The 13,954-nt window shown below is 66.8% G+C and carries 13 protein-coding genes; 5 read left to right on the top strand and 8 right to left on the bottom strand.

The genetic code is table 11. The features are described 5' to 3' along the window. Positions 1-37 precede the first annotated feature (37 nt). Positions 38-1,177 carry a glycosyltransferase gene (locus tag OMW55_RS01885; RefSeq protein ID WP_264880379.1) on the top strand — a complete coding sequence of 380 codons (1,140 nt, stop codon included), beginning with the start codon at positions 38-40 and terminating at the stop codon, positions 1,175-1,177. Next, on the top strand, positions 1,174-2,301 hold the full coding sequence (locus OMW55_RS01880; protein ID WP_264880377.1) for an NAD(P)/FAD-dependent oxidoreductase: 1,128 nt from the start codon (positions 1,174-1,176) through the stop codon (positions 2,299-2,301). The genes OMW55_RS01885 and OMW55_RS01880 overlap by 4 nt, the downstream gene beginning before the upstream one ends. Here OMW55_RS01880 and rfbC read toward each other — a convergent pair. Genes rfbC through OMW55_RS01860 form a run of 4 tightly spaced genes read right to left on the bottom strand, consistent with a single transcriptional unit; the run spans position 2,289 to position 6,020 of the window. After that, on the bottom strand, positions 2,289-2,846 hold the full coding sequence (gene rfbC, locus OMW55_RS01875; RefSeq protein ID WP_264880375.1) for a dTDP-4-dehydrorhamnose 3,5-epimerase: 558 nt from the start codon (positions 2,844-2,846) through the stop codon (positions 2,289-2,291). The two genes, OMW55_RS01880 and rfbC, sit on opposite strands and share 13 nt — an antisense overlap. Continuing rightward, complete coding sequence (locus tag OMW55_RS01870) at positions 2,843-4,189, bottom strand: NAD(P)H-dependent oxidoreductase (protein WP_264880373.1); 1,347 nt, start codon at positions 4,187-4,189, stop codon at positions 2,843-2,845. Before OMW55_RS01870 ends, rfbC begins: the two co-directional genes overlap by 4 nt. Then, positions 4,186-4,980 (bottom strand): glucose-1-phosphate cytidylyltransferase, encoded by a 795-nt coding sequence (rfbF, locus tag OMW55_RS01865; protein ID WP_264881973.1) that lies wholly within the window; start codon positions 4,978-4,980, stop codon positions 4,186-4,188. The genes OMW55_RS01870 and rfbF overlap by 4 nt, the downstream gene beginning before the upstream one ends. After that, entirely contained in the window at positions 4,977-6,020 is a 1,044-nt protein-coding gene (locus tag OMW55_RS01860; protein ID WP_264880371.1) for an NAD-dependent epimerase/dehydratase family protein, read from the bottom strand. Before OMW55_RS01860 ends, rfbF begins: the two co-directional genes overlap by 4 nt. A gap of 208 nt (positions 6,021-6,228) precedes the next feature. On the opposite strand from OMW55_RS01860, the gene OMW55_RS01855 reads away from it, so the two are divergent. The 3 genes from OMW55_RS01855 (at position 6,229) to OMW55_RS01845 (ending at position 8,998) form a co-directional block, all read left to right on the top strand. Next, complete coding sequence (locus tag OMW55_RS01855; RefSeq protein ID WP_264880369.1) at positions 6,229-6,351, top strand: hypothetical protein; 123 nt, start codon at positions 6,229-6,231, stop codon at positions 6,349-6,351. Between the two features lie 141 nt (positions 6,352-6,492). After that, complete coding sequence (locus tag OMW55_RS01850; protein WP_264880367.1) at positions 6,493-7,881, top strand: sugar transferase; 1,389 nt, start codon at positions 6,493-6,495, stop codon at positions 7,879-7,881. A gap of 88 nt (positions 7,882-7,969) precedes the next feature. After that, positions 7,970-8,998: a glycoside hydrolase family 5 protein gene (locus OMW55_RS01845; RefSeq protein ID WP_264880365.1), complete on the top strand. Its 1,029-nt coding sequence runs from the start codon at positions 7,970-7,972 to the stop codon at positions 8,996-8,998. On the opposite strand, the gene OMW55_RS01840 is transcribed toward OMW55_RS01845, so the two are convergent. The 4 genes from OMW55_RS01840 to OMW55_RS01825 are packed head-to-tail and all read right to left on the bottom strand — an operon-like array spanning position 8,983 to position 13,867. Beyond that, positions 8,983-10,365, bottom strand: coding sequence for a hypothetical protein (locus OMW55_RS01840; protein WP_264880363.1), 1,383 nt, complete (start codon positions 10,363-10,365; stop codon positions 8,983-8,985). The two genes, OMW55_RS01845 and OMW55_RS01840, sit on opposite strands and share 16 nt — an antisense overlap. Positions 10,366-10,387: 22 nt before the next feature. Further along, positions 10,388-11,116 carry a CpsD/CapB family tyrosine-protein kinase gene (locus OMW55_RS01835; protein WP_264880361.1) on the bottom strand — a complete coding sequence of 243 codons (729 nt, stop codon included), beginning with the start codon at positions 11,114-11,116 and terminating at the stop codon, positions 10,388-10,390. Continuing rightward, positions 11,116-12,546 carry a GNVR domain-containing protein gene (locus OMW55_RS01830; protein WP_264880359.1) on the bottom strand — a complete coding sequence of 477 codons (1,431 nt, stop codon included), beginning with the start codon at positions 12,544-12,546 and terminating at the stop codon, positions 11,116-11,118. The genes OMW55_RS01835 and OMW55_RS01830 overlap by 1 nt, the downstream gene beginning before the upstream one ends. Further along, complete coding sequence (locus tag OMW55_RS01825) at positions 12,539-13,867, bottom strand: ATP-binding protein (protein ID WP_264880358.1); 1,329 nt, start codon at positions 13,865-13,867, stop codon at positions 12,539-12,541. Before OMW55_RS01825 ends, OMW55_RS01830 begins: the two co-directional genes overlap by 8 nt. Positions 13,868-13,954 lie beyond the last annotated feature (87 nt).

The following is a 13,954-nucleotide window of genomic DNA, read 5'->3' as shown; positions in this document are numbered from 1 at the left end:
AAGGGCCGCCGTTTATCCGACCAGCCGAGGTAAGTGCGTGAACCGGTCGGTTCTGCTGGCCTCGAATTGCAATGTCTGGCGCGAGCCGTTCAACGGCCAGTCCCACGCATTTCTCAGCGTGGTCGCCGGCGTCGAGCAAGCGGACCTGCTTGCTCCACCAGGCCTGCCCTACCTGGTTGGGCACGGCGTCCGCCCGTCGGTCGGCTACCTCCTGCATGAAACCTTTTACCGACTGTGGTCGCAGGCCCGGATTGCTGCCGGCAGCGCGGGCCTGTCGATCATGGAGCCGACCCGCATCGAGCAGAACTACGACCTGTTCTTCTTCGTCTGCCAATTCCCACACGAGCTGTCGGCGCTGAAGCGCATGCACGGCTGGCGCAAGCGGTCGAAGCTGGCGGTTTGCTACATCCTCGAGACCTGGTCCTCCTCCTTGCAGGAGGTGAAGGCCAACCTGAAGATGTTGGATGACTTCGACCGCGTCTTCGTCCTCAACGCCCAGAGCATCCCGGAGCTGCGGCGGTACACGCGCGCGCCGCTGGTTCCACTTGCTCCTGCGGTCGACTGCCGCCTCGCCGCCCCCCAGCCAGGTTGCCCGACACGCTCCATCGACGTCTACAGCTTCGGTCGGCGCTCTCAATCGATCCACGAGCAGCTGATGCAGCTGGAGCGGGAGGGCGGCGATTTCCACTATGTCTATGACAGCCTCAGGGGTGGCAGCGTGGTGGACTGGGACGAGCATCGCATGCTCATCTCCAATTTCATGAAGCGCAGCCGCTACTTCACCGCCTTCAATCCCGGCGACATCGGCGGCGGCGGTAAGGGCCGCTTCAAGGGCGAGCAGGCGCTCTCCACCCGCTATTTCGAAGGTGCGGCGGGCGGCGCGATCCTGCTCGGCACGGCGCCCCGCTGCGAAGAGTATGATGCGGCGTTCGATTGGGAAGATGCGCTCATCCATCTGGACCCGGATGGTGATATCCGCGCACTGCTTGCGGATCTGGACCGCCAGCCTGAACGGCTCGCCACCGCAAGCCGCCGCAATGTCGCCGAATGCCTCCGCCGGCACGACTGGAGCCATCGCTGGGCTGCAATCCTCGACGAGCTTGGTTTGCCGCACACCCCGGCGCTGCACGAGCGCTTCGAAGCCATGCGCCGATTGGCGGAGTTGACCTGCCCGTGAGCGATATCGACGTAGCCGTCATCGGCGGCGGCGTGGTCGGTCTGGCTTGCGCAGTCGCCCTCGCCCGCCGCGGCCTGCAGGTCATGGTGCTGGAGCGCGCCGAGCGGACCGGCAGCGAGACCAGCAGCCGCAATAGCGAGGTCATTCATGCCGGCATCTACTACCCGCCCGGCTCGCTCAAGGCGCGGTTGTGCGTCGACGGGCGCGACCGGCTTTATGCTTATTGCGCCGAACGCTCGGTTCCGCATCGGCGCGTTGGCAAGCTGATCTTCGCCGCGAGCGAGGCAGAAACTGCCGAGCTCGACGTCATCGCCGCTCGCGCCGACTCGGCCGGCGCCGGTAGCCTCGATCGGCTTGACGCCGCGCAGGCCCGTCGGATCGAGCCGGAGCTTGGCGTCGCCGCCGCGCTTTTCTCGCCGCGCACCGGCATTATCGACTCTCACGCCTACATGCTGGCCCTGGAAGGCGAGCTCAACGATCTCGGCGGCGCGGTCGTCTGCCACACACGGCTGACCCGCGCCGAGCGGGTCGACGGCCGCTGGCAGCTATGGATCGCTGGCGAGGACGAGCCGGTCCTGGGCGCGCGCCTGCTGGTCAACGCCGCCGGCCTGCACGCCACCCAAACCGCCGCACTGATCGACGGCCTCCCGCCTGCGCTCGTCCCGGGGCCGGTCTATGCGCGCGGCTGCTATTTCTCCTACGGTCGGCCCGTGCCGTTCACCCACCTCATCTATCCGGTGCCGGTGAAAGGTGGCCTCGGCACCCACCTGACCCTCGACCTCGCGGGCCGCGCCCGCTTCGGCCCCAACGTCGAGTGGATCGACGACGTCGACTACACCATCGCCCCGCACCTCCACGCCGAGTTCCTGGAGGCCGCGCGCAAGATCTGGCCGGCCATCGAGCCTGACGCGCTCCACGCAGACTATGCCGGCGTCCGCCCCAAGGTCCGCACCGCTGACGGCGCGATTGCCACCGACTTCATCGTCCAGGCGCCGGACGACCACGGCCTCGCTGGCCTGGTCAACCTGTTCGGGATCGAGTCTCCCGGCCTGACCGCCTCCCTCGCGCTGGGGGACGAGGTGGCGGCGCGGCTGGAACGCTGCGGCGACCTTCAGCCGGCGTAACGGAAGAACGTCGGCTCGCCATCCAGCAGCGGCCAGTTCGCATCCTTGTCGGAGATGGTGGTGACTGGCAGCGGCCACTCCACCCCGACCAGCGGATCGCTGTAGCGCAAGCCCCGCTCGGCATCCGGCGCGTAGGCGGCCGTGACCAGGTAGGTCACCTCCGTGTCGTCGGCCAGCGTCTGGAAGGAGTGTGCGAAACCAGGCGGCACCCACAGCATCCGGTGGTTCTCCGCGCTGAGCTCGAATCCTTCATGCCTCATGAAGGTCGGCGAGCCCTGCCGGATGTCGACGATCACGTCGAGGATGGCGCCGCGGATGCAGCGGACGAACTTGCCTTCGGTGTGCGGTTCCAGCTGGAAGTGCAGGCCGCGCAGCGTGCCCTTGTGCGCCGACACCGACGTGTTCTGCTGGACGAACTCGCCGCGAATGCCGTGCTGCTCGAACTCGGACTTGCACATGGTGCGGGCGAACGAGCCGCGCTCGTCGCCGCGGATCTCCGGCTCGACGAGCAGGGCGTCGGTCAGCGTCGTCTGGTGAAAGATCAAGCGGCGAACTCCTCAGGGGCAAGGGCAACGGTCGTGCCGCCGAACGCCGCTTCCTGCTCGGCATAGAGCCGGTCGACCAGGCGGCCTTCCGGGAACGATACGTCGGCGAAAGTCAGCGGCTGATCCTTGGCGACCGGCCGGACGACGGTGCAGCCGATCGCCAGCCCAATTGGCAGCAGCCGCTCGTCGCGGATCGCATCCATGTTCTCGGCCACGCCATAGGCCTGGAAGCCGCCGAATTCCTCGATCATTGTCCCCGGCTCCAGGTCGACCTTGGCAACCGCGATCACGCCTACGCTCGGGCCGCCCGACGGCGCCAGCACCGCATCGTGGAACAGCACCGCCCGCGCCACCGAAGTCGGCACCTCGAAATGGCACAGGTGATAAGGCGTGGTGAACACGTGATAGGGTCCCGGCCCCATCTTGTAGAGGTTGAGATAGTGCCGCTGCCGCTCGTCGTCGGTGATGCCGATAACGAACACGCCCGGTCCGGGCCGAGCGCCGACCACATAGTCGACCAGCCCCGGTCCGCCCTGGTTCAGAACATCCTCGAACTTCGGCAAGCACTCCTCGATCGGGGTCAACGGCGCTGTCGGGTCACCGCCCGAAAAATCCGGCCCAAGCATGCCGCGCCGTGCCACGCGGAAGCCGTTACCGTTGGCGACGATCGCCTGTTCGAACGAGATCTTGGTCCCGTCCGCGAAGGACGCAACCATCGCCGCGTTCTGCCCCCACTTGGCGGCGAAAGCCTGCTGGGTCTGCGGGTTGCGATAGGGATCGTGCAGGCCCTTGATATTGCCCGCCAGTACCGGCTTGACCCCGATGCCACGGACGAAGCGCAGCAGGTTCTGCTGCACGCCCGGCTGGTCGCCGTCGGAGAAGCTGTAGATGACGCCGGCCTCGTCGGCATATTTCTTGAGGATCGGGCCGACCGTGCCGTCCACCTCGGCATTCATGTGGACGACATGCTTGCCGCTGCGGATCGCCGCCAGGATAGCTTGCGCCGCCGGCTCGATGCTGCCGGTCACCTCGATGAGCGCGTCGAGGTCGGGGCTTTCCGCCACCAGCAACTGGTCCTCGGTGACCACCGCCTCGCCTGCCCGCATCGCGGCCGCGAACGCGTCGCGGTCGTGCACCGCCTTGGCCTGCACCCCGGCCTGCAGGAAGCAGGCGCTGGCCTTGTCGAGCGTCCGGTTGGCGATGGCGCACAGCTGCATGCCGGGCGTCGAGTTCAGGATTTGCCGGGCGATGCCCGATCCCTGGAAGCCGGCGCCGATCATGCCGACGCGGATCGGCCTTCCTTCCGCCCGGCGCCGCTCCAGCGCGTTGTCGACCAGGATCATGCCCACACCTTCCATGGCGGCGAGTCGGCCCAGATGCCTTCGAGCACCTGCTTGTCGCGAAGCGAGTCCATGCTCTGCCAATAGCCTTCGTGGCGGTAGCTGCCGAGCTTGCCGCGCTCGATCAGCCGCTCCATCGGCACGTCTTCCCAGACTGTGTCGTCACCGTCGATCAGGTCGAAGATTTCCGGCTCGCAGGCGAAGAAACCGCCATTGATCAGGCCGCCGTCCGTGCGCCCCTTTTCGCGAAAGCCCTCGACCCGCCGCCCGGCATCGTCCAGGTGCAGCGACCCGTAGCGGCCAGGCTGCACCACCGCTGTCAGAGTGCACCAGTCGCCATTCTCCCGGTGCTCCGTGAGCAGCCGGTCCATCGCCACGTTGCTGACGCCGTCGCCATAAGTCAGGAAGAAGGTTCCGTCTTCCAGGTAAGGCCGCGCGCGCTTGATCCGCCCGCCGGTCATGGTGTCGTTGCCGGTGTCCAGCACCGTCACCTTCCAATCCTCTCGCGTTGGCGAGTGGAACTGCAGCCCGCCCGAGCACAGGTCGATGGTGAAGTCGCTGTTCCGCGCACGAAAGTTCAGGAAGTAATCGCGGATGTACTCGACCTTGTAGCCGCCGATCACCACGAATTCCTTGCACCCGTAATGGGCATAGAGCTTCATGATGTGCCACAGGATCGGCATGCCGCCGATTTCCACCATCGGCTTGGGCCGGATCGCAGTTTCCTCGCTCAACCGCGTGCCGAAGCCGCCAGCCAGGATTGCCACCTTGGGTGCCGGGTTCAGCACGCTCATGCGGTCCACCGCAGGTCCTGGTCGATCCTTCCCTGGTCCATGTGGCCCTGCAGCACCTTCAACCGGATCAGCCGCTGCGGGCTGGACCACTGCCGCGGAACCTCGGAGGTCTGCAGCGCGTCGACTAATTGGCTGATAGACTGCTTCAGCTTGACCTGCGGCACATGCTCGGGCGCCAGCCGCTCGAAGAGGCTGAAGTCGACCTTGTACGACCGGCTGTCGACCGGCGCGTCGGCGTTGATCGACACCTCTGTGCCCGGCACGGCCGCGGCCACTGCCTCGGCCAGCTCACGCACTTGATAATTCTGGTCGTTGGCGCCGGTGTTCACCACCAGCATCCGCCCGCCCTGGTCCGCCGTGCGGGTAATCGCCCAATCGATCGCCCGCGCCATGTCGGCAACGTCGATCAGTGGCCGCCACGGCGTCCCGTCGCTCAACACCACGATCTTCTTGTCCCGGAGCGCCGCGGCGACGAAGTCGTTCAGCACCAGGTCCAGCCGCAGCCGCGGCGAGGCACCGCAGGCCGTGGCGAAGCGCAGGGCGGTGATCGTCATCTCGGTGTCGAGCGCTTTCAGGTCTTCTTCCGCGCCGACCTTTGACACCGCATAGGCCGTTTCGGGCGCCACCTGGTCCTGCTCGGTCCGGGCCGGCCCCTGCGCGATGCCGTAAACGCTGCAGCTCGACGCAAAAACAAAGTTGCGCACGCCCGCCCTGGCTGCCGCAGAGGCGAGATCGGCCGAGGACTCCCGGTTGATGGACGCGGTGGCGCGTTCGAACTGGTGCCCCATCGGGTCGTTCGACACGGCCGCCAGTTGCACCACGGCGTCGAAGCCGTCGAGGAAGCCCTCAGGCACCTGCCGGACATCGCCGAAATGCTGGTCGTCGAGCAGCCGCTCGGGCACCGGTACCTCGTCCAGCAGGCAGTGCGCGAATAGTCCGCTATCGAAACCGTGAAGCTCCCAGTCCGGATGCGCTGTTCTCAAATGCTTGACGACTGCTGGCCCGACATAGCCCATGTTCCCCGCGATAAGTACCCGCACAAAGCCTCGTTTCGTTAGGAGATCGCAACGATTTCGATCAAGGCTGCGCAACCCATGATGAAGCCGCCGGTTCCGCAGCGCTCTCCACCTGCCCTTTAACGGGTCATTAACCTTGCAGGCCCAGAGCTTTCGACGTAGCCTTCCTGAAGCGGACCAATCGAGCTTCCCGGGGGCAACGGGATGCCTGGCTGGTTCGGGGGAGGGTCTATTGAGGCACGAGAATTTCGTCGTCGCTCCGGATCAGGTGTCGACGGCATTCATGCACAGCCTGGCGCTCTGTCTGATCGGCGGGCTCCTGTTCTGGGTTGCGGTGCTCGCGACCATGGCTTGAAAGCCACACTTTTTGTTGCGCCTGCGAACTGGTAAAGCTAAAGTTTACCAACATGGCAACCAAGGGGCCGCAGAGGTGTTGTAAGCCACTCAAGACGGTGCCGCACCCGCTGCGCCAGTCGTTGCGTGAAGCGGTGGTGGCATGAATTTAGAGCATAATCCCTGGACCCGATTGGAGGATCCCGGCGTCGCGCCGCTGGCCCCCAAGCGTCCGTTGCGGATCAAGCTCTACGTCGCCCTGCTCGCCCTCGACCTGGTGTGCGTGGCGGCCGCTGTTCTGAGCGGCGCCCTGCTCCGCTTCGGCCAGGTGATGCCGGACGGCTGGCTCGGCGTGTCGGCTTCCATCCTGGCGCTCTACACGCTCGGCGCGATTGCCATGGGCGCTTATTCGCTCGACGTGTTGCGCAATCCGATGCGCGGCACTGCCCGCGCCACCGGCTCGCTGATGCTGGCGTTCGCATTGCTGTTCCTGCTGTCTTACTTCCTCAAGGTCGAGCAGCAGCTCTCGCGGCTGATGACCGGCTCGTCCTTTGCCTTTGGCTTCTTCCTGCTAGTGGTCGTGCGCCAGTTCGCCGGCGACGCCATCCGCCGCCAGCAGGAGAACACCTTCACCAACGACATCCTGCTGATCGACGGGCCGCACATGGCCGTGCCGCCGGGTGTCACTGCGCTCAATGCGGCGGAAATGAACTTGTCGCCTGACCCGCGCGACGCGGCCATGCTGATTCGCTTCAGCGAACTGCTGCGCGGCGCCGACCGGATCGTGATCTCCTGCTCGCGCGGGGCCGCCGTGCGCTGGGCGCAGATGCTCAAGGGCAGCGACATCCAAGGCGAGATCCTGACCCGGGACTATGACGACCTCGCACCGGTCGGCATCGCCGAGCTGGGCGGCCGCACCACCCTCGTGGTCTCCGCTGGCCCGCTGAATCTGCGCCAGCGCGCCCTGAAGCGTGGCCTCGACCTCGCTCTTACCGTTCCGGCGGTATTCCTGCTGACCCCCGTGTTCCTGCTGGTCGCGCTGGCGATCAAGCTCGACAGCCGCGGACCGGTCTTCTTCAAGCAGCCGCGCGTGGGCCAGGGCAACACGCTGTTCGACATCTACAAGTTCCGCAGCATGCGGATCGATCGGATGGACCTGAACGGCAATCGCTCGGCCAGCCGCGACGACGACCGCGTAACTCGCGTCGGCCGGTTTCTTCGCCGGACCAGCATCGATGAACTGCCGCAGCTCATCAACGTGTTGCTCGGCTCGATGAGCGTGGTCGGTCCGCGTCCCCACGCGCTTGGCTCGCTCGCCGGCGACCAGCTGTTCTGGCATGTGGACGAGCGCTACTGGCACCGCCATGCGCTGAAGCCCGGGATCACCGGCCTGGCCCAGGTCCGCGGCTTCCGCGGCGCTACCCACACCCGCGAGCACCTGACCTCGCGCCTGCAGGCCGACCTTGAATATATCGCCGGCTGGTCGCTGCTGCGCGACATCTCGATCATCGTCCGGACTGCCCGGGTGCTCGTCCATCCGCAGGCCTTCTAACCTTCACGCAGGGTTCAAGCGGAACCCGCCAGCACCGCGCGTCATTGTCGGTCCGAACCGATTGACGCGAAGCTGGAGGCAAGGACGGATGGCGGGACTGACCACTTGGGCAATCGCCCCGTTGCTGGCCGGCGCCGCGCTGCTGCTGCCGCTCGGCACGGCCAACCAGGCCCAGGCGATTCCGCCTCGCTATTATGGCGTGAACCTCGCCTCGGGCGAATTCGCCCCCGAGAAGCTGCCGGGCGAACATGGCCGCGATTATGTCTATCCCGGCGCGGCCACCGCCGCGCCCTTCCGCGCCATGGGCATGAACAGCGTCCGCGTTCCTGTGCTATGGGAGCGGCTGCAACCCCGCCCCAACGCCCCGCTCGATGCGGCCGAGATGGCCCGCCTGGATGCCAGCCTGGCGTCCCTCTCCGGCTTTCAGCAGGTCATCCTCGATGTCCACAACTACGCTCGCTACCGGGGCCAGCTGCTAAGCCGCGCGAACGGCGGCGAGTTGGTCGACCTGTGGACCCGCCTGGCCGACCGTTACAAGAACCGACCCGAGATCGCCTTCGGGATCATGAACGAGCCGCACGACATCGGCGCCGGCGAGTGGCGCGCCATCGCGGAAGCGACCGTCGCCGCCATCCGCCGGACCGGCGCCCGCAACCTGGTGCTGGTCCCCGGCACCCGCTGGACCGGCGGCCACAGCTGGCAGGCCGGCGGGCGCGACAGCAACGCGGCCGCCCTCGCCGGCTTCGTTGATCCTGGCCGCAACATGGCATTCGAGATCCACCAGTATCTCGACAATGACTCCTCCGGCCAGCACGCCTGCTCCGGCCCCAAGGTCGGCCGCGCGCGCCTGGAGGGTGTCACCCGCTGGCTCCGGCAGCAGGGCGCCAAGGCGGTGCTCGGTGAGTTCGGCGGCGACCAGAGCGCTACCTGCCTCGCCGCGCTCGACGACCTGCTCGGCTACCTGCGCGAAAATGGAGACGTATGGATCGGCTGGAACTACTGGGCCGGCGGCGACTGGTGGGGCGACTACAGCTATTCGGTTCAGCCGAGCGGCGGCAAGGACAAGCCGCAGGCCGCCGTGCTGCGCCGGCAGATCGCCAGCTACCGCAGGCCCTGATAGGCCGGCGGCCGCGGCGTTGCTGGGGCAGGCCTCAACTCGATCGGCTCTTCGGCCGTCGTTTCCGCTGTCTCCGGCGCCGAGCGGAGCCGTAAAAACCCGACCAGCAGCCACAGCAACGCGGCCGTTTTAATAGAGAAGACGGACGTCCCGCTGACCGTCAGGTTCAGGAACAGGTATAGCGAAATCATCATCGAACCGCGCTTCTGGTCCGCCCGCTCGCCCGCCAGCACCAGCGAGAAGAACAACCACAGCACCAGCAGGCCGATGATTGACGACGCGTAGATGAGGTAGGTGTAGCCGCTGTCCGCGAACTTCGCCGCCTCCGTGGCACTACCGCCCAGCAGGGCGGTGACGTCCAGCTCTTTTAGAGTCTTCACCGTCAGACTCAGACGGCCGACCAGATTGTCTTCCTTGGTCGGCGGGGAGGTTGCGGCGACGATGAAGGCGGCGACCAGCACGGTCGGCATCAGCGCGAGGTTGATGAAGCGCGGTAGCTTCGGGGCAGCCCAGTATACCAGCGGCGCGGCCAGCGAGATCGCGAGTGCCGTGCGGCTGTTGTTGGTCACCAGGATGAACACGATGAGAAAAATGTAGGCCACGCGAGCCTTCTTGGACGTGCCCTGCCACATGCATACCAGGAAAGTCGTCAGCACAGTGGCATAGTTGGCCAGCGACACCTGCTCCAGGAACAGCGACGAGGTGCGGTGGCCGACGATGTTGAGGATAGAGAAACGGTCGGCGAAGCCCACCGCGTTCGCGAACAGCCCGATCTCGTCCAGCTCGAACCGGCTGATCCCGCGCGTTTGCTCGAAATAAAGTCCGGGCGCGAGCAGGTCGGCGTAGGACTGGACCGACACCGATTCCAGCAGCAGGAACGCGAAGATCAGCCCGGCGAGGATTGCGACGATGCGCCGCACCGTCCGCTCCTCGGTCCGCATGCCGATCATCGAGAAGATGGCGATGATGCTTGCGTTACGGGCCATGTCGACGAACAGTGCACCGCTTGCCAGCGACACCAGGCAGGCGTCGACCAGGAAAAAGCCGAGCAGCGCAAGCGCCGGATTGTCCGTAGGACGCAGGCCGGTCCGCAGCAGCGTTAAGGCTGCCACGCCAAGGACGGCGATCTCGGTGACGACCACCAGCGCATAGCTGACCGACATGGCGTGCCCGTTCAGGAACGACAGTACCGCATTGTACAAGACACCGGCCAGCACCAGCGCGATCGCCATCCGGCGGAGCGTTGCACCGTCCGGCCTTGCCAGCGCCGCCGGAGCGCTGACCGGCACGGCCGCCGCCCGGGCCTGCGCCCCGACCGGCCGCAGGCGTGCGCCGTGAACCGGCTCCAGCCGATCGCCACTCGTCAACCGGATCAGATCGACCTCCCGGCTATTCGACCATCAGGATCGCGGGTTCGCTCACGCCTTCGTGACGCAAGCTCTCCACGACGCTCGAGATCTCCCGCACCGAAGACACGTGCTGCTTGACAGTCACCACCACATTGTCCGCCCCAGCGCTGACCCGGCCAATCAGGTCCGGCGTGAGGTCAGCGCAGTCGACAAGGATATAGTCGAAGCTGCCCGCCAGCGGCTGCAGCCGGTGGAACAGCTGCTCGCGCGTCAGCAGGCTGGTGATGTTGGCGCATTCCGGCCCAATGGTAATCGCCGCCAGGTTCGGCACCGCCGTCGCCTGCGGCAGCGCATGGGGCGGGTCGGACGAGGTGAGCAGCGTCGACAGGCCGAACTTATTTGACAGCCCCAGGTTGCGGTGCACCATCGGGTGTGGGATGTTGGCATCGACCAGCAGCGCGCGATAACCGCTGCGGGCGCAGGTCATCGCCAGGCTGGACGCTAGGAACGAGGCCTCCTCCCCCGTGTGCACCCCGGCGATGACGATCCGCCGGGGCGTATGGTGGACCCCCGAACCGTGGTTCAGCGAGGTGAGCAAGTCGCGAAGCTGGCTGCCGAGCGGCCCATCGTCCGCACCGCGGCCGCGGCCAGCGGCCGGAACGAACGGCGTGGGCGCCCGGCCCGCGTCGTTGATCGGGACCAGTCGGCCGTGCGGCTCCTTGCCGCGCTCGTCGACCGTCCCGGTCAGTGTGTCGGTGCTGAGCCGCATCAGGCCGCCCTTCCTTCAAGCAGCAGCGGATTATCGTCGTTGCGTCCGCCGATCGCGCCCTGGTACCGCGGCAGGGCGATGGTGCCGATGACGGGAGCGCCGAGGCGGCGCTCCAGCCCGATCCGGCTGCGGACCCGCGGATCGCGCAGCTCCAGCCAGATGGCGGCACCAGCGCCCAGCAGCGCGCCCAGCACCAGCGACAGGGCGAGCGTCAGCCCGACGTTGGGCGAACTCGGCACCAGCGGCGTGCTGGCGGTGTCGAGCACCTGCACTTCCGTCAGCGGCACCGCGCTCTGCAGCCGCATCTTGGTCAGCCGCTGGTTGAGATCGTTGTAGGTGGTCTGCGCCGCCTGGAACTCATTCTTCAGCTGCTGATACTTCGCTAGGTTGGTACCCATGCTGAGCATCCGGCTGCGCTGCTGAGCCGCCAGGCCGCGCAGCCGCGCCTCGCTCGCCGCGGCCGCGGCGCGCTCGGCACCGGTTTGGGCAGCGCGCGCCGAGTTGAAGGTACTATTGGCGTTAGCCAGCTGCGCGTTCAGCTGCGACTGCAGCGTCGCGACTTCGGCGCGGGTTCGCTGCACATCTGGGTAATCGGGTCCGAACACCGCCTGCAGTTCGGCCAGCTTGCCGCTGCGCTCAGCCACTTGGCCTCGCAGCCGCTGAACCGTTTCGCTCTTCTCGGCATCGCCGCGGGCCTGCGCCGCCTCGCCACCCGTCTGCCGCGCCGCCGCGGCGCGCGCTTCGGCCGCCGCCAGCTGGGTCGACACCTCGGCCGTCAGCGAGCCTTCGGACGACAGGTCGCCATCGTTGGTGATGCCGGTCGCCCTGGCGAAACTGGACAGCTGTTTGCCCGACTTGTCCACGTTGATCTGAGCTGCCTTCAGCCGGTTCTCCAGCCAGGTGGCATAGGCCTTGGCCGGCTCCGTCCGCAGCCGGTACTGCGACTCCACGGACGCGCGGGCATAGCCGTTGGCGATCCGCGCCGCCTCCTTGGGATCGCTGGCGTTGGCCTTGATCAACAGCACGTTGGTGTCGCGTCCCGGCTCGACCTCAAGCGCGCCGCGCATCTTGCCACGCAGCCAGTCAGCATAAGCCACCTTGCCGCCCGTCGCCTCGCGCCATTGCTCGATATAGCGCGGATCCTTGGCGATACCCGACAGCACCGCCGCATTGCCCGACACGTGGGGCGAGCGCACCAGGTCGGCCTGAGTCGCGATCACCGCGCGATTGTCCTGCTGCCGACCGCCGCCATTCTCGTCGCCGACCGGGTCCGGCGCACCCGTGTCCAGCAGAAGGCTTGAGGTCGCCGTGTAGACGCGCGGAGTCACCGCCACATACAGCAAGCCGAGCAGCGCCAGTACGCCCATCGTGAACACGACGAGCTTCCAGCGATAGCGGATCGCATCAATCCAATCGTAGAAACTAAGCACGCTGGCCGCCCTTCACCTGCTGCGGGAACCGTGAGATCTGGTTCAGCGCCAAGAGGAACTGTGGTGCCGTGGCATCCCTGAACGAGGCATGGCCGTTGACCATCTGCACCGTGTGGCCGAGGCCGGCCAGGCCTTCCGGTGCCTCCACGGGCGGCTGCCGCCGAACCGTCTTCCACTGGGCCGCGAAGTCGTCGGCCGCGACATGGTGCGCGGTATCGCGCGCGAACTCGACCAGCGGCCCGACTGGCCCGTGCTTGCCGGCCATGATGTCACGAAACGCGTGGGCGTCGACCGGATTGAGCTCGGCCCACTCCTCGAATGCGTCCTCCAGCCCGCTCTCCACATGTTCCAGGTTGATCTCGTGCGACTGGCTGAACAGCGCGTTCAACGCTCCGTGCATGCCGAACAGCCGCGCGTGATAGGGCGATCCGCAGCTGATCTCCTCGATCAGCCGCTTGGCCCCGTCCGCAAACACCATCCCGCACCGCTCGGCGCAACGGTCGAGCGTTTCCAGCACCGCCTCGTTTGGCAGCGGGGCCGTAGACACGCGCGTGACGTGCCGCATCAGCGACGGGTGCGCCCGGACGATGTCAGCAAAGGCGGAATTGCCGCCCACCAGCACGAACCGCACCGGCAGCCGCGCGTCCGACACCAGCTTCAGCAGGGAGCTGATCTTGTCGTGGAGGTCGCGGTCGGTGATCCGGTCGAACTCGTCCAGCACCACCACCAGCTGCGAGTATTTCAGCATGGCGAGCACGCCGGTCGCCTGGTACGGACTGCTGTCCGCGCCGAAAACCAGTACGCGCTGCTCGAACATCTCGATCGAGCCGGCGTCCACCATCGACGGCGGGATCTGCTCCAGGTAGCTGCGCAGCAGTTCGCCGAAGGTCGTGCCGTCGTCGCAGGCGGAATACAGCACCACCACGCCATCGCGATCGGCGAATTGCCCGAACACCCGCACCAGCGACGTCTTGCCCGACCCGCGCGGGCCCGACACGATGCCATGGTTGCGCCGGTGCAGCACGCCGCTCAGCAGGGTGGCGACTTCCCGGTCCCGGCCGCGCAGGTCGTCAGGCTGGCCGACCGGCTGCGACACGTCGAATGCGGTATAGACCCGGTCCACTGCCGCCGTGGACAGGCGCGAGGCCAGCGCTGGCGCCGGGGCCAGCGCGTTGAACGATCGGTATTCGGGCTCGGCGCCGTCCGCGCCATCGTGCAGCAGGACCGGATCTCCATTGACCCCATCGTGCGGCGCCGCCGGCGGCCGGTCGCGCCCGGCAAGCTGCTCAGCCAATTGCGCGACGTTAGAGTACCAACTCATCGACTATCCCATTGCCACCGGTTTTGGACGTTAAACCGGCCTAAACACCGGCAAACTTGAACGCCGCGTGTCTTACGATAGTTCCAC

Source organism: Sphingomonas arvum (genome assembly GCF_026013565.1).
In the GTDB taxonomy this organism is placed as follows: domain Bacteria; phylum Pseudomonadota; class Alphaproteobacteria; order Sphingomonadales; family Sphingomonadaceae; genus Sphingomicrobium; species Sphingomicrobium arvum.
This window is presented reverse-complemented; position numbering and strand designations above follow the sequence as displayed.

Bases quoted from the DNA above. Each gene is read 5' to 3' on its own strand.
- rfbF (WP_264881973.1), bottom strand. From the start codon at position 4,980: ATGAGCGTGCTGAACCCGGCACCCAAGGTGGCAATCCTGGCTGGCGGC.
- OMW55_RS01825 (WP_264880358.1), bottom strand. From the start codon at position 13,867: ATGAGTTGGTACTCTAACGTCGCGCAATTGGCTGAGCAGCTTGCCGGG.
- OMW55_RS01835 (WP_264880361.1), bottom strand. From the start codon at position 11,116: ATGCGGCTCAGCACCGACACACTGACCGGGACGGTCGACGAGCGCGGC.
- OMW55_RS01845 (WP_264880365.1), top strand. From the start codon at position 7,970: ATGGCGGGACTGACCACTTGGGCAATCGCCCCGTTGCTGGCCGGCGCC.
- OMW55_RS01870 (WP_264880373.1), bottom strand. From the start codon at position 4,189: ATGATCCTGGTCGACAACGCGCTGGAGCGGCGCCGGGCGGAAGGAAGG.
- OMW55_RS01850 (WP_264880367.1), top strand. From the start codon at position 6,493: ATGAATTTAGAGCATAATCCCTGGACCCGATTGGAGGATCCCGGCGTC.